Origin of the sequence: Micromonospora sp. LA-10, assembly GCF_051853095.1 — a bacterium.
Taxonomy (GTDB): domain Bacteria; phylum Actinomycetota; class Actinomycetes; order Mycobacteriales; family Micromonosporaceae; genus Micromonospora; species Micromonospora echinospora_A.
In genome coordinates, this window is the sequence record NZ_CP195710.1 from 386,613 (window position 1) to 411,927 (window position 25,315).

General features: G+C 73.9%; 24 protein-coding genes. 8 read left to right on the forward strand and 16 right to left on the reverse strand.

The genetic code is table 11. The annotated features are described in order from the left end of the window. Nucleotides 1-14 precede the first annotated feature (14 nt). The 3 genes from ACSDG8_RS01850 to ACSDG8_RS01860 are packed head-to-tail and all read right to left on the reverse strand — an operon-like array spanning nt 15 to nt 3,375. On the reverse strand, nt 15-896 hold the full coding sequence (locus ACSDG8_RS01850; protein ID WP_210898921.1) for an ABC transporter permease: 882 nt from the start codon (nt 894-896) through the stop codon (nt 15-17). Next, complete coding sequence (locus ACSDG8_RS01855; RefSeq protein WP_210898923.1) at nt 893-1,837, reverse strand: ABC transporter permease; 945 nt, start codon at nt 1,835-1,837, stop codon at nt 893-895. The genes ACSDG8_RS01850 and ACSDG8_RS01855 overlap by 4 nt, the downstream gene beginning before the upstream one ends. Next, the gene (locus tag ACSDG8_RS01860) at nt 1,837-3,375 is read right to left on the reverse strand and encodes an ABC transporter substrate-binding protein (RefSeq protein ID WP_210898925.1); all 1,539 of its coding nucleotides are present in this window, start codon (nt 3,373-3,375) and stop codon (nt 1,837-1,839) included. The genes ACSDG8_RS01855 and ACSDG8_RS01860 overlap by 1 nt, the downstream gene beginning before the upstream one ends. A 178-nt stretch (nt 3,376-3,553) precedes the next feature. On the opposite strand from ACSDG8_RS01860, the gene ACSDG8_RS01865 reads away from it, so the two are divergent. Both ACSDG8_RS01865 and ACSDG8_RS01870 read left to right on the forward strand, forming a co-directional pair. Next, a complete protein-coding gene (locus ACSDG8_RS01865; protein WP_210898928.1) occupies nt 3,554-5,182 on the forward strand; it encodes an isovaleryl-CoA dehydrogenase in 1,629 nt (542 codons plus the stop codon). Nucleotides 5,183-5,189: 7 nt separating this feature from the next. Next, nucleotides 5,190-6,014 carry an MOSC domain-containing protein gene (locus ACSDG8_RS01870; RefSeq protein WP_439427556.1) on the forward strand — a complete coding sequence of 275 codons (825 nt, stop codon included), beginning with the start codon at nt 5,190-5,192 and terminating at the stop codon, nt 6,012-6,014. A 9-nt stretch (nt 6,015-6,023) separates the two neighbouring features. Here the strand turns inward: ACSDG8_RS01870 and ACSDG8_RS01875 are convergent, their stop codons facing one another. After that, on the reverse strand, nt 6,024-6,578 hold the full coding sequence (locus ACSDG8_RS01875) for a GNAT family N-acetyltransferase (protein WP_439427557.1): 555 nt from the start codon (nt 6,576-6,578) through the stop codon (nt 6,024-6,026). Between the two features lie 34 nt (nt 6,579-6,612). Between ACSDG8_RS01875 and ACSDG8_RS01880 the strand changes: the two genes are divergently transcribed. After that, nucleotides 6,613-7,821 (forward strand): MalY/PatB family protein, encoded by a 1,209-nt coding sequence (locus tag ACSDG8_RS01880; protein WP_439427558.1) that lies wholly within the window; start codon nt 6,613-6,615, stop codon nt 7,819-7,821. Between the two features lie 38 nt (nt 7,822-7,859). Here the strand turns inward: ACSDG8_RS01880 and ACSDG8_RS01885 are convergent, their stop codons facing one another. Next, nucleotides 7,860-8,951: a winged helix DNA-binding domain-containing protein gene (locus ACSDG8_RS01885; RefSeq protein ID WP_439427559.1), complete on the reverse strand. Its 1,092-nt coding sequence runs from the start codon at nt 8,949-8,951 to the stop codon at nt 7,860-7,862. 20 nt (nt 8,952-8,971) lie between these two features. Then, nucleotides 8,972-9,556: a DinB family protein gene (locus ACSDG8_RS01890; RefSeq protein ID WP_439427560.1), complete on the reverse strand. Its 585-nt coding sequence runs from the start codon at nt 9,554-9,556 to the stop codon at nt 8,972-8,974. 86 nt (nt 9,557-9,642) lie between these two features. Between ACSDG8_RS01890 and ACSDG8_RS01895 the strand changes: the two genes are divergently transcribed. Then, complete coding sequence (locus tag ACSDG8_RS01895; protein WP_439427561.1) at nt 9,643-10,653, forward strand: helix-turn-helix transcriptional regulator; 1,011 nt, start codon at nt 9,643-9,645, stop codon at nt 10,651-10,653. Here the strand turns inward: ACSDG8_RS01895 and ACSDG8_RS01900 are convergent. The 4 genes from ACSDG8_RS01900 to ACSDG8_RS01915 form a co-directional block, all read right to left on the reverse strand. Then, nucleotides 10,650-10,979 (reverse strand): NIPSNAP family protein, encoded by a 330-nt coding sequence (locus ACSDG8_RS01900; protein WP_210898940.1) that lies wholly within the window; start codon nt 10,977-10,979, stop codon nt 10,650-10,652. The genes ACSDG8_RS01895 and ACSDG8_RS01900 overlap by 4 nt on opposite strands. A gap of 98 nt (nt 10,980-11,077) precedes the next feature. Beyond that, on the reverse strand, nt 11,078-12,319 hold the full coding sequence (locus tag ACSDG8_RS01905) for a YeiH family protein (RefSeq protein WP_439427562.1): 1,242 nt from the start codon (nt 12,317-12,319) through the stop codon (nt 11,078-11,080). Continuing rightward, complete coding sequence (locus ACSDG8_RS01910) at nt 12,319-12,465, reverse strand: hypothetical protein (RefSeq protein ID WP_174534167.1); 147 nt, start codon at nt 12,463-12,465, stop codon at nt 12,319-12,321. The genes ACSDG8_RS01905 and ACSDG8_RS01910 overlap by 1 nt, the downstream gene beginning before the upstream one ends. Nucleotides 12,466-12,567: 102 nt before the next feature. Next, nucleotides 12,568-13,359, reverse strand: a complete 792-nt coding sequence (locus tag ACSDG8_RS01915; protein WP_210898945.1) for a TetR/AcrR family transcriptional regulator — start codon at nt 13,357-13,359, stop codon at nt 12,568-12,570. Between the two features lie 221 nt (nt 13,360-13,580). On the opposite strand from ACSDG8_RS01915, the gene helR reads away from it, so the two are divergent. After that, entirely contained in the window at nt 13,581-15,752 is a 2,172-nt protein-coding gene (gene helR, locus ACSDG8_RS01920) for an RNA polymerase recycling motor ATPase HelR (RefSeq protein ID WP_439427563.1), read from the forward strand. A gap of 43 nt (nt 15,753-15,795) precedes the next feature. On the opposite strand, the gene ACSDG8_RS01925 is transcribed toward helR, so the two are convergent. From ACSDG8_RS01925 to ACSDG8_RS01940, 4 genes are all read right to left on the reverse strand, one after another. After that, nucleotides 15,796-16,596, reverse strand: a complete 801-nt coding sequence (locus ACSDG8_RS01925; protein WP_439428023.1) for an ABC transporter permease — start codon at nt 16,594-16,596, stop codon at nt 15,796-15,798. A 5-nt stretch (nt 16,597-16,601) separates the two neighbouring features. Next, entirely contained in the window at nt 16,602-17,570 is a 969-nt protein-coding gene (locus tag ACSDG8_RS01930; protein WP_439427564.1) for an ATP-binding cassette domain-containing protein, read from the reverse strand. 65 nt (nt 17,571-17,635) lie between these two features. After that, a complete protein-coding gene (locus ACSDG8_RS01935; protein ID WP_439427565.1) occupies nt 17,636-18,283 on the reverse strand; it encodes a response regulator in 648 nt (215 codons plus the stop codon). Then, a complete protein-coding gene (locus ACSDG8_RS01940; RefSeq protein ID WP_439427566.1) occupies nt 18,283-19,401 on the reverse strand; it encodes a sensor histidine kinase in 1,119 nt (372 codons plus the stop codon). Before ACSDG8_RS01940 ends, ACSDG8_RS01935 begins: the two co-directional genes overlap by 1 nt. Nucleotides 19,402-19,520: 119 nt before the next feature. Here ACSDG8_RS01940 and ACSDG8_RS01945 point away from each other — a divergent pair, with 119 nt between their 5' ends. Both ACSDG8_RS01945 and ACSDG8_RS01950 read left to right on the forward strand, forming a co-directional pair. Continuing rightward, a complete protein-coding gene (locus ACSDG8_RS01945) occupies nt 19,521-20,354 on the forward strand; it encodes an ABC transporter ATP-binding protein (protein WP_439427567.1) in 834 nt (277 codons plus the stop codon). Further along, on the forward strand, nt 20,351-21,322 hold the full coding sequence (locus tag ACSDG8_RS01950; RefSeq protein WP_439427568.1) for an ABC transporter permease subunit: 972 nt from the start codon (nt 20,351-20,353) through the stop codon (nt 21,320-21,322). Before ACSDG8_RS01945 ends, ACSDG8_RS01950 begins: the two co-directional genes overlap by 4 nt. A 52-nt stretch (nt 21,323-21,374) precedes the next feature. Here the strand turns inward: ACSDG8_RS01950 and ACSDG8_RS01955 are convergent, their stop codons facing one another. Beyond that, a complete protein-coding gene (locus ACSDG8_RS01955; protein ID WP_174534176.1) occupies nt 21,375-22,253 on the reverse strand; it encodes an alpha/beta fold hydrolase in 879 nt (292 codons plus the stop codon). 97 nt (nt 22,254-22,350) lie between these two features. Here ACSDG8_RS01955 and ACSDG8_RS01960 point away from each other — a divergent pair, with 97 nt between their 5' ends. Further along, entirely contained in the window at nt 22,351-24,306 is a 1,956-nt protein-coding gene (locus ACSDG8_RS01960) for a BTAD domain-containing putative transcriptional regulator (protein WP_439427569.1), read from the forward strand. Here ACSDG8_RS01960 and ACSDG8_RS01965 read toward each other — a convergent pair. After that, nucleotides 24,275-25,198, reverse strand: coding sequence for a hypothetical protein (locus ACSDG8_RS01965; protein WP_439427570.1), 924 nt, complete (start codon nt 25,196-25,198; stop codon nt 24,275-24,277). The genes ACSDG8_RS01960 and ACSDG8_RS01965 overlap by 32 nt on opposite strands. Nucleotides 25,199-25,315 lie beyond the last annotated feature (117 nt).

Sequence of the window (25,315 nt, forward strand, 5' to 3'; positions counted from 1 at the left end):
CTCGGTGCGCTCGCTCATGCTGTGCTCCGGCGGGCCTCGGCGAGGGTGAGCTGGCGCGGGTCGAGCACGTCCCGCAGCGCGTCGCCGACCAGGTTGAACGCCAGCACGGTGAGGAAGATCGCCGCGCCCGGGAACACGCCCAGCCACCAGGCGTCGGTGACGAAGCCGCGCCCGTCGAACAGCATCCGGCCCCAGGCCGGCGCCGGCGGCTGGATGCCCAGGCCGAGGAAGGACAGCGCGGCCTCGGAGAGGATCGCGAACGCCAGCGACAGCGACGTCTGCACGATCAGCGGCGCGGCGATGTTCGGCAGCACGTGGCGGCGCATGATGCGCAGGTCGGACGCGCCGATGGACACGGCGGCCCGGACGAACACCTGCTCGCGTACCGACAGCACGCCGGCGCGGGTGATCCGGGCGAAGATGGGCGTGTAGACCACGCCGATGGCGACCATGGCGGTGAGCAGGCCGGGGCCGAGCACCGCCACGATGGCCACCGCCAGCAGCAGCACCGGGAACGCGAACAGCACGTCCATGCAGCGCATGAGCACGCTGTCCAGCCAGCCCCGGTAGTAGCCGGCGAACAGTCCGAGCGTCACCCCGGCGACCAGCGCGATGCCGACGCTGACCGCGCCGACCTGCAGTGAGACACGGGCGGCGACGAGCACCCGGCTGAGCACGTCGCGGCCCAGCTCGTCGGTGCCGAACGGGTGCGCGCCGCTGGGCGGGCGCAGCATCTGGTCCACGTCGACGTCGTTCACGCCGGCCGGGGCCAGCCACGGGCCGGCCACGCCGACCACGACCAGCAGCACGAGCACGATCGTGCCGCCGACGGCGAGCGGGTCGCGGCGCAGCGCGTCCAGCACGCGGCGTCCGGTGCTCTCGGTCGTGGCGCTCACTTGACCGTGATCCTCGGGTCGAGGCGGGCGTAGAGGATGTCCACCAGCAGGTTGACCAGCAGGAACAGGGCGGCCACAAGCAGCACCGCGCCCTGCAGGACGGGATAGTCGCGGGCCTGCACGGCGTCGAAGGTGAGCCGGCCGATGCCGGGCCAGGCGAACAGCACCTCGATCACGATGACGCCGCCGAGCAGGGACGCAAGTTGCACAGCGACCACGGTCACCACCGGGATCAGCGCGTTGCGCAGCACGTGCCGCACGATCACCACGCGGTTGCGCAGTCCTTTCGCCTCGGCGGTGCGTACGTAGTCGGCGGAGAGCACCTCCAGCACGGAGGAGCGGATGAACCGGGTGAGGATGGAGGCGGTGACCAGGCCGACGGTGACCGCCGGCAGCGCCACGTGGGTGGCCCACCGGCCGGGGTCCTCGGTCAGCGCGACGTAGCCCGAGGGCGGCAGCCAGCCCAGCACGCCGGCGAACAGCAGGATGCCCATGATGCCCATCCAGAAGTCCGGCACCGAGACGCCGAACTGGCTGAACACGCGGGCGGCGTGGTCGACGGCGGACCCGCTGCGTACCGCCGCGACGATGCCGAGCGGGAACGCGACGAGCAGCGCGAACACCACGGCGGTGACGGCGAGCGACAGCGTGGCGGGCAGCCGTTCCAGCACGATCTGGCTCACCGGCTGGCCGGTGCGGAAGCTGACCCCCAGGTCGCCGGTGAGCGCGTGCCCGAGGTAGCTGGCGTACTGCACGGGCAGCGGCTGGTCGAGGCCGGCCCGTTCCCGCAACGCGTCGTACGTCGCCTGGTCGAACCGCGTGCCGAGCGCCACCCGGACCGGATCGCCGGGCACGAGTTGCAGCAGCAGGAACACCACCAGGGTCACGCCGATCAGCACGACCGCCGACTGGAGGGCCCGCCGCAGGACGAAGCGGGCCATCACTTGGCCAGGGAGACCGACCGGAACCGGATCGCCCGGTCGGTGCGCACCTCGTAGCCGGAGACCTTCTTCGACCAGCCCTGCACCACGTCCGGGTTGTAGAGGTAGAGGTAGCTGGCGTCGTCGACGATCTGCTTCGCCGCCTGCTCGTACGCCTGCTTGCGGGCGCCCTGGTCGGTCTGGGTGCGCGCGTCGTCCAGCAGCTTGTCGACCGCCGGGTTCTTGTACTTGTGGAAGTTGAACGTGCCGCCGCTGTGGTGCTGGGCGTAGTAGAACTCGTCCGGGTCGATGTTGCCGAGCCAGCCCAGCATGAACCCGTCGAAGTTGCCCTTGGCCTGCTCGTCGAGCCACTGGGCGAAGTCCAGCGTACGGATCTTCACGGTGATGCCGACGTCCTTGAGCTGGGCGGCGATGACCTGGGCGGCGCTGACCGTCTCCGGGTACTCGCTGGTGACCATCAGGTCCATGGTCAGGTTGCCGACGCCGGCCTGGCCGAGCATCTGCTTGGCCTTGCCCGGGTCGTGGCTGTAGGGCGCGTAGTCGTAGTAGAACGCGCTGTCCTTCGGGATGGCGGTCTGGTTGACGGTGGCCAGGCCGAACTTCGCCGCCTTGGTGATCGCCTCCCGGTCCAGGGCGTATCCGATCGCGCGCCGCACCTCGGGGTTGTCGAACGGCTTGCGGGCCTCGTTGAGCGCCACGTACCAGTAGTCGGTGGAGGCCGCCGACTTCACCACCGGGTCGTCGCCGTCCTGCAGCGACTTGACCTGCTGCGGCGGCAGGTTGTCGGTCCACTGCACCTGGCCGCTGCGCAGGTTCTGCAGCGCCACCGTGGGGTCCTTGACGAAGGTGAACGTGACGCCGTCGAGCTTCGGCTTCTCACCCCAGTAGGCGTCGTTGCGCACCAGCTTGATGCTGTCGCCGGAGGTGTAGCCGGCGACCGTGAACGGCCCGCTGCCCACCGGCGCGGTCTTGACCTTGCCGGACTCCACGTTGGACTTCTCCACGATCGCCACGCCCTTGAACCCGCCGAGGTTGGCGAGCAGGTTCGGCGTCGGCGCGCTCAGCGTCACCACCACCGTCGTGGGGTCGGGGCCGGTGACCGACTTGACGGTGGCGAACTTGTACGCGTTGTTCAGCTTCTCCTTGATGATCCGCTCGAAGGAGTAGACGACGTCCTCGGAGGTCAGCGGCGACCCGTCGGAGAACTTCACGCCCTCGCGCAGGGTGAACGTCCAGGTCAGCTGGTCGTCGCTGGTGGTCCACTTCGTCGCCAGCGAGGGCACCATCTTCAGGTCGGCGTCCGGCTCGACGAGCGTGTCGTAGACGTTCTCCAGCACCTGGAAGCTGTAGTAGGCCGAGGTCTTGTGCGGGTCGAGCTGGTCGGGTTCGCCGCCGATCGCCGCGTTGAGGACTCCGCCTTCGCCACCGGCGTTCCCCCCGCCGCCGACGTCGACCGCCTCGCCGCCGGTGCATCCGGACAGGACGCCGATGGTGAGAATGAGTGCGGCGCCGAACGCGCCGAGCTTTTTCCTGGACACAGGCCCCCCTTGCCACTTCCCGGACAAAAGAAAGTTTCGGCGAGTCTTCTCTCCGAGCTGGATGATGTCAAACGAATCCAGCCAAATAGACTTCCCGGCGGGTGCTTGCCGGTGCGGAGTGAACGATGTTTCAATCCGGGCCCCGACCTGATCCGCCACCGCGCTGGGAGTTGCCGCCGTGACCACACACGAGGTCGTCAACCAGGTCCCCCCGATGGTCGGCCACGACACCGCCGACGACCCGGCGCTGTGCGACGGCGTCGCCCGGGAGGGCGCCGGCTGGGCGCTGTCCGGGCTGCACAGGCTGGGCCGGCTCGCCGGTGGTGAGGAGGCCGCCGAGCACGGGCGGCTCGCCAACGAGCACCCGCCGGCGCTGCGCACCCACGACCGGTACGGCAACCGCATCGACGAGGTGGAGTTCCACCCGTCCTGGCACGAGCTGATGCGTACCGCTGTCGGGCACGGCCTGCACGCCGCGCCGTGGGCGGACGACCGGCCGGGCGCGCACGTGGCCCGGGCCGCCGGCTTCTACCTGTGGCGGCCCGACGCCGGGCACGGCTGCCCAATCTCGATGACCTACGCGGCGGTGCCCGCGCTGCGGCACAGCCCGGAGCTGGCCGACCGCTACGAGCCGCTGCTCACCACCCGGGAGTACGACTTCGGGCTGCGCCCGCCGCAGACCAAGCGCGGCCTGCTCGCCGGCATGTCGATGACCGAGAAGCAGGGCGGCTCGGACGTGCGCGCCAACACCACCACCGCCCGGCCCGAGCCGGACGGCAGCTACCGGCTCGTCGGGCACAAGTGGTTCACCTCGGCGCCGATGTGCGACCTGTTCCTCACGCTCGCCCAGGCGCCCGGCGGCCTCACCTGCTTCCTGGTCCCCCGCGTGCTGCCCGACGGCGCCCGCAACCCGATGCGGCTGATGCGGCTCAAGGACAAGCTCGGCAACCGCTCCAACGCCTCCGCCGAGGTCGAGTACGAGCACGCGGTGGCGTGGCGCGTCGGCGACGAGGGCCGGGGCGTGCGCACCATCATCGACATGGTCAACCTGACCCGGCTCGACTGCGTGATCGGCGCGGCGGCCGGGATGCGTCAGGGCGTGACCACCGCCGTGCACCACGCCACGCACCGGCGGGCGTTTGGCAGCTACCTGGTCGACCAGCCGCTGATGCGCAACGTGCTGGCCGACCTGGCGGTGGAGTCCGAGGCCGCCACCCTGCTGATGCTCCGGCTGGCCGGCGCGACGGACCGGTCGGCGCGCGGCGACGACGGCGAGACCGCGTTCAAGCGCCTCGCCCTGGCCGTCGGCAAGTACTGGGTGTGCAAGCGCTGGCCGGGGCACGCCGCCGAGGCGCTGGAGTGCCTGGGCGGCAACGGCTACGTGGAGGAGTCCGGCATGCCGCGGCTGTTCCGCGAGTCGCCGCTGAACTCGATCTGGGAGGGCTCCGGCAACGTCGCAGCGCTGGACGTGCTGCGCGCGCTCACCCGGGAGCCGCAGGTCCTCGCCGCCTACGAGGCGGAGGTGGCCGCCGCGGCCGGCGCGGACGCGCGACTGGACGCCGCGGTGCGCCGGGTGCGCGACGAGCTGGCCGACCACACCGACGTGGAGCTGCGTGCCCGGCGCGTGGTGGAGCGGCTGGCGCTGGTGCTGCAGGGGGCGCTGCTGGTGCGCCACGGCCACCCGGCGGTCGCCGACGCGTTCTGCGCGTCCCGGCTCGGCGGCGACCACGGGCAGGCGTACGGGACGCTGCCGGGTGGGCTGGACCTGTCGGCGATCATCGACCGCGCCACCCCGAAGATCGGCTGAGCGGGCGATGACGCGTCTGGTCTCGACCCACCTGCGTCCGGTCAAGTCCCTCGGCGGCGTCGACGTCGACCGGGCCGAGGTGCAGCCGTGGGGGTTGCGCCACGACCGCCGCTGGGTGGTGCTGCGATCCGACGGCGGCAAGGTGACGTCGAGCGCGCTGCCGGCGCTGCTCGGCCTCACCGCCGTGCCCGGCACCGGGTCGATCACGCTCACCGACCGCGACGGGTCGACGCTGACAGTCGCCGAACCGGTCGACGGGCCGCCGGTCGGCACCGACGTGTCCCGGCTGGACACGGTCCGGCTCGCCGCCGACGACGCGCACGACTGGCTCTCCGCGCGGCTGGGCCGTCCGGTGCGGCTGGCCTGGCTGGACGACCCGCGCCGCCGGCCGATGTCGGCCGAGCACGGCGGCCTGCCCGGTGATCCGCTGAACCTCTCCGACGCCGGGCCGCTGCTGCTCACCACGGCGCCGTCGCTGCGGCGACTGCGGGACTGGATCGTCGAGGGCGCGCTGGAACGCGGCGAACCGGCCCCGGAGCCGCTGGCGATGGCCCGGTTCCGGCCGACAGTGGTGCTCGACGGGCCGTTCGAGCCGTTCGCCGAGGACGGCTGGACGCATGTGCGCATCGGCGCCGTCGACTTCCGGGTCTCCGAACGCTGCGACCGCTGCTCGGTGACGCTCATCGACCCGCAGACGCTCACCAGCGGGAAGGAGCCGATCCGTACGCTGGCCCGGCACCGGCGCTACGACGGCAAGACGTGGTTCGGCATCCGGCTGGTCCCGGTGACCACCGGCGAGATCCGGGTCGGCGATCCCGTCGCCGTCTCCTGATCCGGCGGCTCAACGGCGACGCCACTCGTCGGCGAGGATCGCGTAGACGAGCTGGTCGGCCCACGCGCCCCGGAACCGGTAGCTGCGCACGTGCCGCGCCTCCCGCCGCATCCCGAGCCGGGCCATCAGGCGGGCCGACGGCTCGTTGCCGGCGTGGCAGCGGGCCAGCACCCGGTGCAGCCCGAACTCGCCGAAACCCCAGTCCAGCAGCGCGCCAGCCGCCTCCGTGGCCAGCCCCCGGCCGCCGTGGGCGGGGTGGAACACGTACCCCAGCTCGGCGGTGCGGTCCGCCGCGCTGCGCCACACCAGCTCGACAGCGCCGATCACCCGCACGTCGCTGACCACGGCGAGCGTCAGGCAGTCGCCCTCCGCGCGCAGCGCGTCCTCGCCGACCATCGCGGTCACCGACGACAGGGACTCCTCCCGGGTACGCGGGGCGGCGCCGGCCATCCAGCGGACCACGTCCGGGCGGCGCTGCCAGGCGTGCACGTCGTCGAGGTCGTCGAGGGTCACCGGGCGCAGCAGCAGCCGGGGCGTGCGCAGCGGGTACGCCGGGTGGGCCATCGGGCGATGGTAGGACGCGCCTAGTGTGGGCCGCATGGTCGTTTCCGCCGACGACGGCAACCCGCTCACCCAGCTCACACTCGACCAGCTTCGGCAGCGCACGAGCGTGAAGTGGCGGCTGTACCCGTCGGACGTGCTGCCGCTGTGGGTCGCCGAGCAGGACGTGCCGCTGGCGCCGCCGATCGCCGAGGCGCTGCGCCGGGCCGTCGAGCTGGGCGACACCGGCTACGCGTACGGAACCGCGTACGCCGAGGCGGTCGGCGGGTTCGCCGCGCGGCGCTGGGGCTGGGCCGACTTCCCGGTCGGCCGGACCACGCTGGTGCCGGACGTCATGATGGGCACGGTCGAGGTGCTGCGCCTGGTCACCGGGCCGGGCGACGCGGTGGTGGTCACTCCCCCGGTCTACCCGCCGTTTTACGCATTCGTCACGCACGCCGACCGGCAGGTGATCGAGGCGCCGCTCGGGGCGGACCTGCGGCTCGACCCGGCCGCGTTGGACGAGGCGTTCCGCCGGGCCCGCGCCGCCGGTGACCGGCCGGCGTTCCTGCTCTGCAACCCGCACAACCCGACCGGGGTGGTGCACCGGCCCGACGAGCTGGCCACCGTCGCCGAGCTGGCCGCCCGGCACGGCGTACGGGTGGTCTCCGACGAGATCCACTCGCCGCTGGCGCTGCCCGGCGCGCGGTTCACCCCGTACCTGACGGTGCCCGGCGCGGAGAACGCGTTCGCGCTGATGTCGGCGTCCAAGGCGTGGAACCTCGCCGGGCTCAAGGCGGCGCTGGCCGTTGCCGGGCCGGACGCCGCCGACGACCTGGCCCGGATGCCGGAGGAGGTGAGTCACGGCCCCAGCCACTTCGGGGTGCTCGCGCACACCGCCGCGTTCCGGGCCGGCGAGCCGTGGCTGGACCGGCTGCTCGACGGCCTGGACGCCAACCGGGCGCTGCTCGGGTCGCTGCTGGCCGAACACCTGCCGGCGGTGTCCTGGCAGCCGCCCGAGGGCACGTACCTGGCCTGGCTGGACTGCCGCGCCCTCGGCGTGCCCACCGAGGCGGGCGACGGCCCGGGGGTGGCCAGCGACCTGGCCGGGCCGGCGCGGATGTTCGTCGACCGGGCCCGGGTGGCGCTCAGCTCCGGGCACGTCTTCGGCGCCGGCGGCGCCGGGTTCGTGCGGCTCAACTTCGCCACCTCCCCCGCCGTGCTCACCGAGGCGGTCACCCGGATGGGCCGCGCCGTGCGCGCCTGACCGGCAGCCCCAGGGCGCGCCTGACCGGCAGCCGGAGGTCAGCTCGCGGCGACGCGTACCCCCTGGTTGTCGCCCTCGGACAGGAACGCCGCCACGGCGCCGCCCTCGGCGGTGACTGCCGTGCGCTCGGCGCGGGTGAGCGTGCGCAGCGGCGTGACCACGACGACGACGCCCTCGACCGTCCACGTCGCGGCGACCCGGCCGTCGACCAGCACGAACCGGGCTCCGGCAACGGAGAGGTTGCGGTGGGCGTCGTCGATGATCCGGCTGCGGTCGTGGTAGCCGAGCACGGCGTTGTCGAAGGCGGGCAGGAACCGTACCGGCGCGGGCCTGTCCGGGTCGGGCCGGGGCGCGCCCGGCAGGTCGAGCAGCGTGCGGCCGCGCGTGTCCCGGAACGTCACCAGCTCGTCGCGGAGTGCGGCCACCGCCGCGGGCAGCCCGGCGAGGCCGCACCAGGCGCGCACGTCCGCCGAGGCCGCCGGACCGTACGCGGCCAGGTACCGCCGGACGAGCCGCTGCCCGACCGGGTCGTCACCGTCCGCGTCGGGCGGGTCGGGGTCGCGGCCCAGCCAGCGGGCCAGGGCGACGGTACGGACGCCGGCCGTGCTGCGCCACAGCCCGCGCGGCGGGGCCTGCACGGTCGGCACCAGCGCGAGCACGATCTCGCCGAGCGCGCGCCGGTCCGGGCCCGGCCAGCGGGCGGCGAGCACGGACACGATCTCGGCGTTGGTGCGGGGCTCGTCGTCGGCGAGCGCCTCCCGGGCCGCCGCGGCGAGCTCGTCGAGGTCGACCCCGTCGAGCTCGCCGCGGTAGACGCCCAGCACCCGCTGCCGCAGCATCGCGTCGTGGCGGGATCGCCAGGCCAGCACGTCGTCGGCGACGAGCAGGTGCACGGTGCGGCGCATCAGATGGGTACGCACCAGGCGGCGGCGCACCAGCAGGTCGGACAGGACCGCCGGGTCGAAGGCCCGCAGCCGCGACCAGAGCCCGACGTACGGCTCCTGCGGCTCCTGGGCCTGTAGTCCGCACAGGTGCTCGACCGCGCCGCCCACCGGGAGGTCGGCGCGGTCGAGCAGCAGTTGCCGGGCGAGCGTCGCCCGGTTGAGCGCACGCTGGTCGAGCACTGTCATGGCCGTGGTCTCCGGCCGGCTCAGGTGGTGGTCTGCCCGTCGATGGTCTCCCGCAGGATGTCGGCGTGCCCGGCGTGCTGGGTGGTCTCGGCGATGACGTGGATCAGCACCCGCCGGATGCTGCGGACCGAACCGGGCTCGTTCCACGGCGCGTCCGGCACCGGCCAGGTCGCGGACAGGTCCTCGACGCCGGCCACGATCTCCTCGGTACGGGCGGCGATGCGGGCGTACCGGTCCAGGATGGCCGGCAGCGTGTCCTCGGGCAGCATCTGAAAGTCCCGTCCCCGCTCGATCGCCCACTGCGGCAGCTCGCGGGCCTGCCCGGCCATGAAGTCCTCCCAGGTGACGCCCTCGGGCATGGCGAAGGACATCGCCGACGAGCCCTCGACCACGAAGCGCAGCCACGCCTCCTCGGTGGACGCGACGTGTTTGATCAGGCCGCCCAGGCAGAGCGCGCTGACAGTCGGCTTCTGCCCGGCCTGCTCGTCGGTCAGGCCGCGCACGGTGTTGATCAGCATGTTGCGCGCTTCGGCTAGCTCGGCCAGCAGGTCGGCCCGCTCGGCGTCGAGGATGGTGGAGGTCGTGGCCGTGGTCGTGTCGGTCATCGTCATCGGTTCCTTCCGGTCCTGATCGGGTACGGGTCCACCCTCGCAGGCATAGCGGTCAGGATGTGTCCTCTTCTGCGGGCAGAATGCGTGTCGTGCCGACAACTTCCGCGCGACTGCTCTCGCTGCTGTCCCTGCTTCAGGCCCGGCGGGACTGGCCGGGCGCGCTGCTCGCCGAACGGCTGCGGGTCAGTGCGCGTACCGTGCGCCGCGACGTCGACCGGCTGCGCGAGCTGGGCTACCCGATCGAGAGCACCAAGGGCCCGGACGGCGGCTACCGGCTGGGCGCCGGCTCCGCGCTGCCGCCGCTGCTCTTCGACGACGAACAGGCGGTCGCGCTCACCGTGGCGTTGCAGACCGCCGCCGGCGGGGTGACCGGCATCGAGGAAGCCGCCGCGCGGGCGCTGACCACGGTGCGGCAGGTGATGCCGGCGCGGCTGCGGCACCGGGTGGACGCGCTGCGGGTGGTCGACGTGCAACGCGCCGGCACGCCCGCCCGGCACCGGGTGGAACCGGCGCTGCTGATGACGCTGAGCGCCGCCGTACACGCCCGCGAGGAACTGCGCTTCGACTACGACTCGGTGTCGACGGCGCCGCCGGCGCCGGACCGGCCGCCGCGCCGGGTGCAACCACACCACCTGGTCACCTGGGGCGGACGCTGGTACCTCGTCGCCTGGGACCTCGACCGCGACGACTGGCGCACCTTCCGGGTCGACCGGATCAGCCCGCGTACGCCCACCGGCCCCCGGTTCACGCCCCGCGAGCTGCCCGGCGGAGACGTGGCCGCGTACGTCGCCGGTCGGTTCAAGGGCGCCACCGGGCCGGGCGACTGGCCCTGCCGGGGCGAGGTGATCCTCGACCTGCCCGCCCGCGTGGTGTCCGGGTGGACCCGCGACGGGATCGTCGAGGCGCTCGGCCCGGACCGCTGCCGGCTGGTGCTGGGCGCCTGGTCGTGGCCCGGGCTGGCCGCCGTGCTCGGCCGCTACGACGCCGACATCGAGGTGGTCGGGCCGCCGGAGCTGCGCGAGGCGTTCGCCCGCCTGGCCCGCCGTTACGCCGCCGCCGCTGCGGACCCGGACGCGCCGCGCCGCGGCTAGCTGTGCGCGCCCTCGGTGTCGCCGGGGAGCAGCGGCCGCATGAACGTGCGCTCGTACCGCAGGACGCAGCCCGACTCCTCACGGATCCGGTCGGCGGCGACGAACTCCGGGTCCACTCCGAACCGGGACCGGTACTGCTCGTACGCCGCCAGGCTCTCGAAGCTGAACAGCGCCTCGGCCCGGTCGCTCGCGCCCTCGGCGGGCAGGAAGTAGCCGTGGTGCACGCCGCCGTGCCGTGCCACCAGCCGCATCCAGGTGCGGGCGAAGCGCTCGAACGCCTCGATCTGTGCGGGGTCGATCGTGTAGTGCACGACGCAGGTGATCACGCGGCCACGATAGCGACGTTCGGTCACGCGGCTGAGCGGCGAACGTCCGGGCCACCTCGTGCCGGCCGTGCGACACCGTGGTGAAGGGACGGGACCCGTCAGACCGTGAAGCCGTGGAACAGCACCGAGGCCAGTCCGAGCGCCAGCACCAGATTGAACACGGTGGCGGCGGCGAACACAGTGACCGGTCGCCAGCCGGCCTCGCGCAGGGACGACACGCGGACCTCCAGGCCGATGCTGACGAAGGCCAGGATGAGGAACCAGACCCGCAGGTCGGTGACGACCGCCATGGTGGCCTTGCCGTCCGCCCCGGCGACGTCGAGGTACCAGGTGGCGATCACCGAGGCGGCGACGAACCCGAGGACGAACTTCGGGAACCGCCGCCACAGCTCGCCGAGCCCCGGCCGCGGGGTGTCCGGGCGACGCTCCACACGCAACGCGAAGTACGCGGTGAGGGCCACCGCCACCACGCCCATCAGCGCGTTCTGAGTGACCTTGACGATGCTGGCGATCTGGAGCGCGTCCTCACCGGCGAGCGCGCCCGCCGCGGTGACGGCGGCGGTGGTGTCGATGTTGCCGCCGATCCAGGCGCCGGCGACCGCGTCGGAGAGGCCGAGCACGTCGGCCAGCCACGGCAGCAGGAAGATCGACGGCAGCGCGAACGCGATGACCAGGCTCGCCGTGTACGCGAGCTGCTCCCGGCGTGCCCGGACCGCGCCGGCGGCGGCGATCGCGGCGCTGACGCCGCAGATCGACACGGCCGAGGCGAGCAGCGCCCGCAGTTTCTCATCCAGGCCGAAGCGCCCGGCCAGCCACCAGGTGAACAGGAACACGCCGCTGATCAGCAGCAGCGCCTGGGCGATGGCGGGACCGGCGGCGCTCGCGATGACGGCGAGGTTGATGGAGGCGCCGAGCAGCACCAGGCCGGTCTTGATGAAGAACTCGGTCCGGAACGCGGCGGAGATGCGCTCCCACAGGCCGGTCACGGTGACGACCAGGTTGCCGAGCAGGCCGAGCAGGATCGCGTAGACCGGGTACTCGACGGCGGCGGCCACGTCCTCGATGGCGCTGCCCTCGGCCCAGACCGGCACGTTCTGTTCCAGGTACCGGGTGAGCGCGGCGAGCCCGAACACCACCAGCAGACCCAGAGCGGTCCAGGCCCAGAACGCGCCGGAGCGCAGGTCGGCCGGGGGCGGCGCGTCCGAGGCCGTACCGTCCGGCCGGTCCGTCGTGGTCGTCACGGCGGCCGGGGCGTCCGTGGCGGCCGGGGCGGCCGTGGTGGCGGCTGCGGACGGCCCGGCGGCGGTGCCGTGGGCGGCGGATTCCGGGGCGCCGGCCATCACGGCACCAGCCCGGCGGGAATGGCGCCGGCGAGCACCAGGAGCAGCAGCGCGAGGCCGAGGATCGTGGCGGCCCAGTCCTCGTTGAGGGCGAGCCGGGAGTGGCCTGCGGTAGGCGGTTCGGGTGGGGTGGGCGCGTTGCTCATGGAGGGCTCCTACGGGTACGCGGGCGCGACGGAGGGCAGCCGGAGGCGCGGGACGACGGGGATCATCGATCCCCACAAGAGTTTCCTATTTAACCAGTAGGATTACAAGGTCTTCCCGGGCCCTGGCTCGCCACCGGCGCGCTCGGCCACCACCACCGAGATGCCGTCGAGCACCCGCTGGAGACCGAACTCGAAGGCGTGGTCCGGCCCGTACGCCGCGCCGTGCGCCATACCCGCAGCAGTGCCGACCCGCGCGGCGAGCGGGAAACTGCCGGCGGTCATGAACTTCTCCAGCCACGGCCCGTGCGTCTGCCACCACTGATCGTCGGTCATCCCGGTCTCACGTTCCAGCTCGGCCACGTCCAGCGCGGCCCGGGCCGCGCTCTTGGCGTGCCCCAGCACCAGCGTGAGCACCGCGTCCATCTCCACGTCGTCGAGCCCGATGTCCGCGACGGCGCGCAGTTCGTAGTCGTACTTCGCGAGCACGTTCGGGCCGAGCACCGGCCGGGTGGTCTCGGCGCGCAGCAGCCACGGGTGGGACCGGTAGAGCGCCAGATTGTCCCGCGCGATCCGTTCCAGCCGGCCCCGCCAGCCACCCGGCACGTCGGCCGGGCGCGGGAGGTCACCGAGAACGGCGTCCACCATGACGTCGAGCAGTTCCGCTTTCCCCGGCACGTACGTGTAGACGGACATGGTGCCCACGCCCAGCGCCTCGCTGACCCGGCGCATGGTGAGCGCGTCGATGCCCTCGGCATCCGCGATCTCGACGGCCGCGCGCACGATCCGCTCGACGCTCAGACCGGGACCGGCGCCGCGGCTGGCCGGCTCCCGGGTGCGCCACAGAAGGGCCAGGCTGCGGGCGGGATCGGCCTTGCGCCGGCGCTCCTTCGACATGGTGCCGTCATCCTACCGGCCACGCCGGTAGCGGGCCGTCGGCGGGACGAGGGAAAGAGCCGCGAGAATTGTTCGGGCAAAAAGAATGGCGGGTTCTCCCGCCACTACCAACATATAGCGCACCCCCGGTCTTGCGGCAAGCCCCCGGTGGTGGCGCAGAATTGCCGGCCGTAACCCATTGCCGAGGCATTCGAAAAGCCGCGAAGAGCGGAGGCTCGGCCGTGCCCGTGATCGGAGACGAGTTGAATCTGCCTGCCACGAGCGTTTTCGACCTACCCGAGCGTCTGTCGGCGAAGGCGGACCCGGGCCTGATCGCCGACGACGAGCGTCACTTCGCCGCCATCGCGGACAGCCTGCGCCGATCGATCGCCGAGCTGACCGACCGGCTCGACACGACGCGCCGGGCCGCCGGCGGCCGGGGCCGACAGGCGGTCGACCGGGACCAGGAGGTCCGGCGGCTCACCGCGCGCCTGCGTACGCTGCGCCGTTACGGCCTGGACCTGTGCCTGGGCCGGATGGTCGGCGCGGACGGCGCGGCCCCGGTGTACGTGGGGCGGCTCGGCCTCACCGACGGCGCGGGCGGCCGGCTGCTGCTGGACTGGCGCTCCCCCGCCGCCGAACCGTTCTTCGGCGCGACCCACGCCGACCCGATGGGCCTGGTCAGCCGCCGCCGGTACCGGTGGAGCGGAGGCCGGATCACCGACTACTGGGACGAGGTGTTCACCGCCGACGGACTGGCCGGGCACGCCGCGCTGGACGACCAGTCGGCGTTCATCGCCAGCTTGGGCGCGACCCGGTCGGCGCGGATGCGCGACGTGCTCGGCACCATCCAGGCCGACCAGGACGCGATCATCCGGGCCGGGTCGCGGGGCGCGCTGGTGGTCGACGGCGGTCCCGGCACCGGCAAGACGGTGGTGGCGCTGCACCGCACCGCGTACCTGCTGCACGCCGACCCGCGGCTGGGCGAGCGCCGCGGCGGCGTCCTCGTCGTCGGGCCGCACCAGCCGTACCTGAACTACGTCTCCGACGTGCTGCCCAGCCTGGGTGAGGAAGACGTGCAGATCTGCACGCTGGCCGACCTGGTGCCGGAGGGCGCGGCGGCGGCGCCCGAACCCGACCCGGAGGTGGCCCGGCTGAAGGCGTCCGCGGACGTGGTGCGGGCGGTCGACGCGGCGGTGCGGTTCTACGAGGAGCCGCCGGCGACCGGGATGACAGTCGGCGTGGGGGACGCCGAGCTGCGGCTGACCGCCGACGACTGGGCGACGGCGTTCGAGGCGGCCGGGCCGGGTGCCCCGCACAACGAGGCCCGCGACGAGGTGTGGGAGGAACTGCTCACGATCCTGGTGGAGAAGTACCGCGGCGACGAGCCGGCGGAGGAGGTCCGCCGGGCGCTGGGGCGTGACCGGGAACTGGTGACCGCGTTCGGCCGGGCGTGGCCGCTGCTCGACCCGCTCGACGTGGTGGCCGACCTGTGGTCGGTGCCCGCGTACCTGCGCCGGTCCGCCCCGTGGCTGAGCGTCGAGGAGATCCGTACGCTGCGGCGGGCCGACCCCCGCACGTGGACGGTCGCGGACCTGCCGTGGCTGGACGCGGCCCGGCGGCGCGTCGGCGACCCGGAGGCGTCGCTGCGGCGGCGGCGCGACGAGGCGGTGCTGGCCGCGCAGCGCGCCGAGATGGACACGGTGGTCGACGCGCTGATCGCGTCGCACGCCTACGACGACGGCGAGGGTCTGATGACCATGCTGTACGGCGAGGACATGCGCACCAGCCTGGTCGACTCCAGCGCGCTGAGCGTGGCCGATCCGGACCTGCTGGCCGGGCCGTTCGCGCACGTGGTGGTGGACGAGGCGCAGGAGCTGACCGACGCGCAGTGGCAGATGCTGCTGGCGCGCTGCCCGTCGCGCAGCTTCACTGTGGTCGGTGACCGGGCGCAGGCGCGGCACGGGTTCACCGAGTCGTGGCCGCAGCGGCTGACCCGGGCCGGGTTCGACCGGGTCGAGGTGGCCACGCTCACAGTCAACTACCGCACTCCGGCGCAGGTGATGGCGGCGGCCGAGCCGGTGATCCGGGCCGTGCTCCCGGACGCCAACGTGCCCACGTCCATCCGTGACGGCGCGCCGGTGCGGTACGGCGTCCGCGCGGAGCTGGGCGCGGTGGTGGACGGCTGGCTCGCCGCGCATCCCGAGGGCGTCGCGTGCGTCATCGGCGATCCGGCGTTCCCGGCCTCGGAGCGAGTCCGGTCGCTGACCCCGGAGCTGGCGAAGGGACTGGAGTTCGACCTGGTGGTGCTGGTCGACCCGGAGTCCTTCGGCGACGGGATCTCCGGCGCGGTGGACCGGTACGTCGCGATGACCCGGGCCACCGGCGAGCTGGTCGTGCTCGCCGCGCCGTGACCGGCGCCCCGGGGGCGGCGCACGGCCGCCCCCGGAGTCCGGCTCAGCGGCTCAGCGCCCGGTAGCGGCGCAGCGACAGCGGCAGGAACACGACGATCAGCACGAGCGGCCAGAGCACCGCCAGCAGCGGATGGTGGGCGGCCACCCACGAGTCGCCGCCCCAGCCGGGGTTGTCGAACAGCTCCCGGGTGGCCCCGACGGTCGCGGACAGCGGGTTCCACTCGGCGACCGCGCCCAGCCAGGCGGGCATGGTGGACGGCGCCACGAACGCGCTGGACAGGAAGCCGAGCGGGAACTCCAGCGTCTGCACGGCCGTCACCGCGCTCTGCCCCTTGACGGTCAGGCCGAGGAAGACGCCCACCCAGACCAGCGCGAACCGCAGCAGCAGGATCAGCCCGAACGCGGTGAGCGTGTCGCCGATGTCGCCGCGCGCCCGCCACCCGACGGCCAGGCCGACGAGCAGCATGACGGTGAGCGTCACCACCGCGAACATCAGGTCGGCCACCGCGCGGCCGAGCAGCGGGGCCAGCCGGGACACCGGCATGGACCGCAGCCGGTCGGTGACCCCGCGGTCCAGGTCCGCCGAGACCGCCATGGTGGTCATGCTGATGCCGAAGACCATGGCCATGGCGAACATGCCGGGCATCAGGAACTCGCGGTAGCTGCCGCCGCCTGGTACCTGGAGCGCGCCGCCGAACAGGTACGCGAACATCAGCACCATCAGGATGTCGAAGCCCAGCGAGCCGATCAGCGGGCCGGGCTCGCGCCGCCAGTGCGCCAGCGCGCGTCCGGTGAGTGTCAGGCCGTCACCGGCCAGGGACGCGCGCCGGGCGGGGTTCACCATCGCGGTCACGCGGTCACCTCCACTGCGGAACGGCCGGCGGACGGCCCGCCGGTGAGCTGGAGGAACACCTCGTCCAGTGTGGGTCGTCGCAGCGCCACGTCGGCCACGCCCACGCCGTCGGCGTCCAGCGCGCGCAGCACCTCGGTCAGCGCGCCGGCCCGGTCGCCGACCTGGGCGCTGACCGCCCGCCGGTCCGAGTCGACTGCGGGTTCGGCGCGGGCCACGGCGCGCAGCCGGCTCGCGGCGGTGGCGAGGTCGGCGGCGTCGCGGACGACCAGCTCGATCCGGTCGCCGCCGAGGCGGGACTTGAGCGCGTCGGGGCTGCCCTCGGCGATCACCCGCCCGGCGTCGAGCACGCAGACGCGGTCGGCGAGCTGGTCGGCCTCGTCCAGGTACTGCGTGGTCAGCAGCACCGTGGTGCCGCCGCGTACCAGGTCCCGCACCGCCTCCCACACCTCGTTGCGTCCGCGCGGGTCCAGCGCCGTGGTCGGTTCGTCGAGGAACAGCACTGAGGGCGCGAGGATCATCCCGGCGGCCAGGTCGAGGCGGCGGCGCATGCCACCGGAGTACGTGCGTACCGGCCGGTCGGCGGCGTCGGCGAGCCCGAACCGGTCGAGCAGTTCGCCGGCCCGCCGTCTCGCTCCGGCCCGGTCCAGGTGGAACAGGCGGCCGAAGATGATCAGGTTCTCCCGGCCGGTCAGCGCCTCGTCCAGGGCCGGGTGCTGCCCGACCAGGCCGATGCGGTGGCGCACCCGGTCGGCCTGCGCGGCCACGTCGTAGCCGGCGACCTCGGCCCGCCCGGCGTCGAAGCGCAGCAGCGTGGCCAGGATGCGGACGGCTGTGGTCTTCCCGGCGCCGTTCGGGCCGAGCAGGCCGCACACAGTGCCCGGTGGCACGCGCAGGTCGAATCCGTCCAGCGCGGCGGTGTCCCCGTACCGCTTGCGCAGGCCCTCCGCGAGGATCGCGTGTTCCACGTCTGTCCCCCTCCGTTGACGACGGCCACTAACGTACAACGTACGGTAGCGCGTCCGCCAACGGTTCAGCCGACCACGCGGTGCTCCCACGCCCAGACCGCTATCTCGGTACGGTTGCGCAGCCCGAGCTTCGTCTGCACCGCCGAGACGTGGCTCTTGACGGTGCTCAGCGAGATGAACAGCTCCGCGCCGATCTCCAGGTTGGTGCGGCCCCGGGCGATCTCGCGTACCACCTCGATCTCCCGCTCGGACAGCGCCGGGCGGCGCTCGTCGCGGGGCGGGGCGGGCGGGGCCAGGTGCCGCAGCAGCCGGACCGTCACCGACGGGGACACGAGCGCGTCGCCCTGGTGCGCCGCCCGGACCGCCTCCACCAGCAGCGCCGGACCGGCGTCCTTGAGCAGGAACCCGGCCGCTCCCCCGCGCAGCGCGCCGTAGACGTACTCGTCCAGGTCGAACGTGGTGACCACGACGACGCGCAGCGGGTCGACCACCTCGGGCCCGGCGAGCGCCCGGGTCACCTGGAGGCCGTCGAGCCGCGGCATCCGGATGTCCACCAGGCAGACGTCCGGGCGCAGCCGGCGGGCCTGGGCGACCGCGTCGACGCCGTCGGACGCCTCGGCGACCACTGTGATGTCGGGCTGGTCCTCCAGGATGAGCCGCAACCCGCCGCGGACCATCGCCTGGTCGTCGGCGAGCAGCACCCGGATCGCCATCACGGCCTCCCGCACGGCACGGAGGCCCGCACCGACCATCCGCCGTCGGGGCGGGGACCGGCGCGCAGCGTCCCGCCGAGGGCCTCGACGCGCTCACGCAGGCCGATCAGGCCGTATCCGCCCCGGTGTTCGGCGGGCCCGCCGGGCGCGTCGTCGGTCACCTCGACCACCACCGCGTCCGGCTCCCGCGTCACGTCCACAATGACCTGCCCGGCGTTCGGGGCGTGACGGGCCACGTTCGTCAGCGCCTCCCGGACGATCCGGTGCACGGTGCTGGTGACCTCCGGCGGCCAGGCCGTCTCCCCCGGCAGGCGCAGCCGCACCGGCGGGCCCTGCCGGCGGAACCGCTCGACCAGCTCCTCGATCTGCTCGGTACCGGCCGAGGCCGGCCGCGCGTCAGCAGTGTCGCGCAGCACCCCCACCACGCGGCGCATGGCCCGCAGCGCCTCGCCGCCGGCCTCCTCGATCCCGGCCAGCGACTCCGTGACGCGCGCCGGATCCCGCCGTCCGACCAGGTGGGCGGCCTGCGCCTGCACCACGATGCCGGTGACGTGGTGGGCCACCACGTCGTGCAGCTCCCGGGCCAGCTCCAGTCGCTCGTCGCGGCGTACCCGCTCGGCGGTGGCCCGGGCCCGCTCGTCGAGCAGCCGCAGCGTCAGCCCGGTGGCAACCCCGCCGAGCCAGCACAGGCAGTTGAGCGCCACCACCCCGGACCCGCCCGCGCCCGGCCGGGCCACCGCCCACGCCCCGGCCGCCACCACGAGACCACCGGCGGCGATCAGCCCGGCGGGCAGCGACGGCAACGCGCGTACCGCCGATCCGACCAGGACCGCCGACGCCAGCGCCAGCGCCGGCCCCGGCTCGGTCGGCAGGTCGAACAACCGGGCGGCGGCAACGGCCGACGCCGCGACGACGAGCCCGGCAGTGGCCGTGACGACGCGCTGCCTGTCGCGTACCAGAGCCAGCGCGCCGACCACGACGGCGGCCGCGCCGCCCACGAGCCAGTACCGCAAACCCCAGCTCGCGGCGATCGCGACCGCCTGGACGCCGATCGCGGCGAGCAGCACCACGGCGAGCCCCGCCGTCGCCGCCACCCGGGGGAACCGTTCACCAGCCATGCCCAGCACGCTAGGAGATCGCGGGCCGCCGCGAACCGGCCGAAAGTAGGGGTCGGCCGCGCGCCGGACCGTGCTCCGGACCGATGCCCGCCGGCCCCGGCGCGCCCAGGATGACCCGCATGCATCCACCACTCGCCCTGCACGCCGAGCGGCTGACCAAACGGTACGGCCGCCGCACCGCGCTTGTCGACTGCGACCTGAGCGTCCCGCGCGGCCACGTGGTCGGCCTCGTCGGCCCCAACGGCGCCGGCAAGTCCACGCTGCTGCAACTGGCCTGCGGGCTGATCGCGCCGACCTCCGGCACGTTGACGGTCCTCGGCGCGCCACCGGCAGCCGACGCCGCGCACCTGGCCCGGGTCGGCTTCGTCGCCCAGGACACACCGGTCTACGCCTCCCTCACCGTCGCCGAGCACCTGCGGATGGGCGCGTGGCTCAACCCGTCCTGGGACGCGGCGCTGGCCCGGCGGCGGATCGACGAGGTCGGCCTGGACCCGGCGCAGAAGGCGGGCCGGCTCTCCGGCGGCCAGCGCGCCCAACTGGCCCTCGCGCTGGCCGCCGCGAAACGTCCCGAGCTGCTCATCCTCGACGAGCCGGCCGCCGCGCTGGACCCCCTCGCGCGCCGCGAGTTCATGCACGGCCTGGCCGGCTTCGTGCGGGAACTCGGCGCCGGCGCGGTGCTCTCCTCACACCTGCTCGGCGACGTGGCGCAGGTCTGCGACCACCTGGTCGTGCTCTGCGCCGCCCGGGTCCAGGTGGCCGGGCCGGTCCCGGACCTGCTCGCCACCCACCACCGGGCCGCCGCCGCGCCCGCCGGGGCCGAGGTGGTCTGGGCCGAGCCCGGCCGCGTCGTGGTCCGGGGCCCGGCGGTACGCGACGGCGCGCCGGTCACGCTGGAAGAGCTGGTCCTGGCGTACCTGTCCCGGGCCGCCGCCCACCCGGCGGTGACCGGATGATCCGGATGACGCTGCGGCAGTTCCGCCTCCCGGCGCTCGCCGGCGCCGTCCTGCTGGTGCTGGCCGGCGCCTACCTGCTGCGCCTCGGCGCGGACATCCGGGCCGTACCCGACCCGGCCCGGCTGCCCGACCGGTACGCGCAGTCCATGCTGTTCCTCGCCGGTGGGTTCGCGCTGCTGCCCGCACTGATCGGCGCGTTCTGGGGCGCGCCGCTCGTCGCACGGGAACTGGAGCAGGGCACCCACCGGCTGGTGTGGAACCAGAGCGTGCCGCGCCGCCGCTGGCTGGCGGTCAAGCTCGCCGTGCTGTCGGCCGCCGCCGCGCTCGTCGCCGGGCTGCTCGGCGCGCTGCTGACCTGGGCGGCCGCGCCCGTCGACCGGGTCGCGGGCGACCGGTTCAGCACCGTGCTGTTCAGCGCGCGCGGCGTCGCGCCGGTCGGGTACGCCGTGTTCGGTCTCGTCCTCGGCGTCGTCGCCGGGCTGCTGCTGCGCCGCACCCTCCCGGCGATGGCAGTGGTGTTCCTGGCCGTGGTGGTGGCGCAGCTCGCGGTGCCGAACCTGCTGCGCCCGCACTACCTACCGCCGGAGCGGGTCACCGTGCCGATGACCGCCGACGCTGTGAACCGGGCCCGCAACCTCGGCAGCATCACCGGCTCGCCGGTCGTCGGCGGACTGGACGTGCCGGGCGCCTGGGTCACCGACATCAGCCCGCTGCGGACCGCCGACGGACGGCAGCTCTCCGACGCCGCGTTCGGCACCTGTTTCCGCGACCCGCCGCGTACCGGCGCCACCGGCACGTTCGGCGACACGGCGGTCTGTCTCGGCGCGCTCGACCTGCACGTGGACCTTGCCTACCAGCCGAACCGCCGGTTCTGGACGTTCCAGTGGATCGAGCTGGCGCTGCACCTCGGCGCGGCCGGTCTGCTGGCGGCGCTCGGCCTGTGGCACGTCCGGAGACGGGCCGGCTGAGCGGACGGGGGCGGCCGGTCCGGGCGCGTGGCGCGCGCCCGGACCGCCGTACCTAGCGCTTGAGCAGCGCGCGCAGCGCCTCGGCGATCTCGCCCGGCGCCTCCTCGGCCATGAAATGCCCGGCCGTGGTGGTGCGATGCTCCAGGTCCGGCGCCCAGGCCCGCCACACCGCCGCCGCGTCGTAGCCGAGCGCGGCCCCCCAGTCCTGCTGGATGACGGTGACCGGCATGGCCAGCCGCCGCCCGGCGTCCCGGTCCGCGCGGTCGTGCGCCACGTCGATCCCGGCCGACGCCCGGTAGTCGGCGACGATCGAGTCGACCGCCTCCCGGGAGGCCCGCAGGTACTCGGCGCGCACCTCGGCCGGCATGGCCGCCGGGTCACCGGCCCAGGCGTCGAGGAAGTGCCCGAAGAACGCGTCGGCGCTGCCCGCGATCATCTTCTCGGGCAGGCCGGGCGGCTGGGCCATCAGGTAGAGGTGGAACGCCACCGAGGCGTTCACGCCGTGCAGCACGTCCCACATGTCGAGGGTCGGCAGCACGTCCAGCGACGCCAGGTGGGTGATCACGTCCGGGTGGTCGAGGCCGGCCCGGACCGCCACCAGGGCGCCCCGGTCGTGCCCGGCGAGCGCGAACCGCTCGTGTCCGAGCGCGCGGGCCAGCGCCACCACGTCGGCGGCCATGGTCCGCTTGCTGTACGTGTCCTCGGTGTCGGCGGCCGGCTTGTCGCTGGCGCCGTAGCCACGCAGGTCCGGGCAGATCACCGTGTGCTCGCCTGCCAGGTCGGCGGCGACGTGCCGCCACATCAGATGGGTCTGCGGGAAGCCGTGCAGCAGCACGACCGGGCTGCCGGAGCCGCCCACCGCCACGTTCAGCGTCACACCCTCGGCGACCGGAACGCGCTGGTAGTCGAATCCCGCGATGGCGGTGCTCATGTCGATCCCTCTTTCGTCTCGTCGTACCTGACCAGCGTGGCGGCGCCCGATGAGCAACCGATGAGCGCGATACGGTGGCCCCTGTCGAGGAGGGTCGGTGCCTGTCGGTTTCGGTGTGCTGGGTCCGGTCACGGCCTGGGACGACGCGGGCGAGCCGGTCGGCCTGAAGGGGCCCCGGCACCGGGCCGTGCTGGCCCGGCTGATCGTGGCCCGGGGCCGGGTGGTGCCGGTCGGGCAGATCGTCGACGACCTGTGGGACGACCCGCCGGCCGGCGCGGTGAGCGCCGTCCGCACGTTCGTCGCGGCGCTGCGCCGCCGCCTGGAACCGCGCCGCCCGCCACGCGAGCCGGCCCGGCTGCTGGTCACCGACGGACCGGGGTACGCGCTGCGCGCCGACCCGGGCGCCGTAGACGCCTGGCGGTTCGAGGACACCGTCAACGCGGTGGCCGACGCGCTGCCCCGGGCCGCGCTCGACCGGCTCGACGAGGCGCTGGGCTGGTGGCGCGGACCCGCGTACGCCGACTTCGACCAGCAGTGGGCGCACGCCGAACGGTCCCGGCTCGACCAGATCCGGCTCACCGCCGTCGAGCGGCGGGCCGAGGCGCTGCTGGCGCTGGACCGGGCCGCCGACGCCATACCCGATCTCGACGCGCACGTCGCCGCGTACCCGTGGCGGGAGGACGGGTGGGCGCTGCTGGCGTCGGCGCTCTACCGCGCCGGGCGGCAGGCCGACGCGCTCGCCGTGCTGCGCCGCGCCCGGGAACTGCTGCGCGACCAGCTCGGCCTCGACCCGGGACCGCGGCTGCGGCGGCTGGAGACCGACCTGCTGCGCCAGGCCGAACCCGAACCGACCGGCGCGGCGCGGGTCTGGGCCGACACCGCCGCGGCGTACGAGCGCAGTGTCGTGCCCGGCGCGCGGGCCCGGCTGGAGTCGACGGTCGGAATGCTGCGCAGCCTCGCCGTCACCGGGCCGGACGGACTGGAGGCCGCCCGGGACCAGCGCGAGGCGGCCATCACCGCGGCCGAGCACCTGGGCGATCCGGAGTTCACCGCGCGGGTGATCGGCGGGTACGACGTACCCGCGATCTGGACCCGCTCGGACGACCCGGCGCAGGCGGCCCGAGTCGTCGCGGCGGCGCAGCGGGCGCTCGCCGGGCTGGGTCCGGACGCGCCGGAGGCGACCCGCGCCCGGCTGCTGGCCACCGTCGCGATCGAGTCCCGAGGTACGGCGTCACCCGGCCCGGCGCAGGCCGCACGGGAAGCGGAGGCGATCGCCCGGCGGGTGGCCGACCCGGCGCTGCTGGCCCAGGCGCTCAACGGTGTCTACATGCAGACGTTCCACAGGGCCGGGCTGGCCGCCGAGCGGGACGCGGTCGGCGTCGAACTGGTCGCGCTCGCCGCCCGGCACGGCCTGGCCACAGTGGAGATCCTCGGCCACCTGATCCGGGTCCAGGCGCGCAGCGCGCTCGCCGACTTCACCACCGCAGACGCGCACGCCGACGCGGCGGACCGGCTCGCCGCCCGGCACGAGAGCCCTCTGGTGGGCGTGTTCACCGGCGGCTACCGAGCCATGCGGACCGCCGCCACCGGCGCCACGTACCCGGATGCGGAGGCGGCGTACCGGTCGTGGGCGACCGGGCTGGCCGGCTGCGGGATGCCGGGCGTGGAACGCGGGCTGCTGCCGCTGGCGCTGCTGTGCCTGCGGGTGTGGCACGACCGGCCCGCCGACTTCCCGGCCGACACCGACTGGGGCCCGTACGCGCCGTGGGCGCGCCCGCTGGTGCTGCTCGCCGCCGACCGCCGCGACGAGGCCGCCAGGGCGTTGCGCCGCACCCCGGCGCCGCCGCGCGACCTGCTGCAGGAGGCGCTGTGGTGCCTCACCGGCCGGGCCGCTGTGGCGCTCGGGGACCGGGACGCGATGCTCCGGGCGCGGGACGCGCTCGCCCCGGCGGCGGGAGAGCTGGCCGGGGCGGGCAGCGGGCTGCTCACCGTCGGGCCGGTCGCCGCACACCTCGAATGCATCACCGCGGCCTTGTTGGGGAGTCCGGGGTGACGTCGCGTTCGTGCTGATTGGTCGCGTCGAGGGACGCCGAGGTCCGGCGTCGACGTGGTGGCTCGTCGGGCCACCGCCACCAGATTCCATACGCGCACTCGCGGTCCGGGCGCCGGAACGTCATCTCGTAGATGACTTTCCCTGCGAGGTGCTTACTGCTCGGTTCGCAGCGGGTACGGGCGATCTCCTGGCGACTCGATCCCGACCGCGTTCTTCGCCACACGACCTGCCACGCCTCGGCCGGCGCGTCCGCACGATCGAACTGCACACGCACCGACAGCTTCCCTACTCGCCGCTCCTCGCAGCTCTCGCGATAGTAGGGCTTCATCGGGGCGTACACGTCTTCGAACACTTGCCTGATGCCGACGTTGACGCGACGTCCGCGGGCAAGCGGACCGAGCAGATACAACCACCGGTAGATGCGGCCGTCTTCCTCCGCCACGGCCCCGTCGAGCAGCCGATGTTCGGGGAACAGCGACGTCACCCCGTCGATCACCCGGTTCTGTCCGCTCCAGTGGGAACGGATGCCCACAAGACGGATCTGCCGGGTGGCGCGGATGCGTTGTTGTCGGGTGTACGCGTAGCGGTGATGGTCACGGCCATCGTCGCCCCTGACTCTGGTGACGATCAATGATCCGTCGAGTTCCTCGATCACAAAATCAGGCGGGTGGTAGACACACCGCACGTAGTAAGTGATCAGCGCTCCAACGGGCAGAAGCATCACGAGGGTTGCGAGAGTCCAGAGCGGAAGACGCAACGCCACCATCCAGGCGCTCCCGACGCCGAACATCGTCACGAGCGCCGTACCGGCCAGCACGAGGAGCTGAAGCAGGTCGGAACTCTGGCGGGCGAGGCGAGCGGGTCCGCTCTCCAGCAGTCTTCTCAGAATCATCGGTCCTCCGGGCCCCACCTCATCGGTGGGAAAGCCACCAACGGCTCTCTGCAGTCCACACAAGCGCAGGAACAGTGGGTGAGCCAGCGGTCACGGACGTCACTCAGCACTCACTCC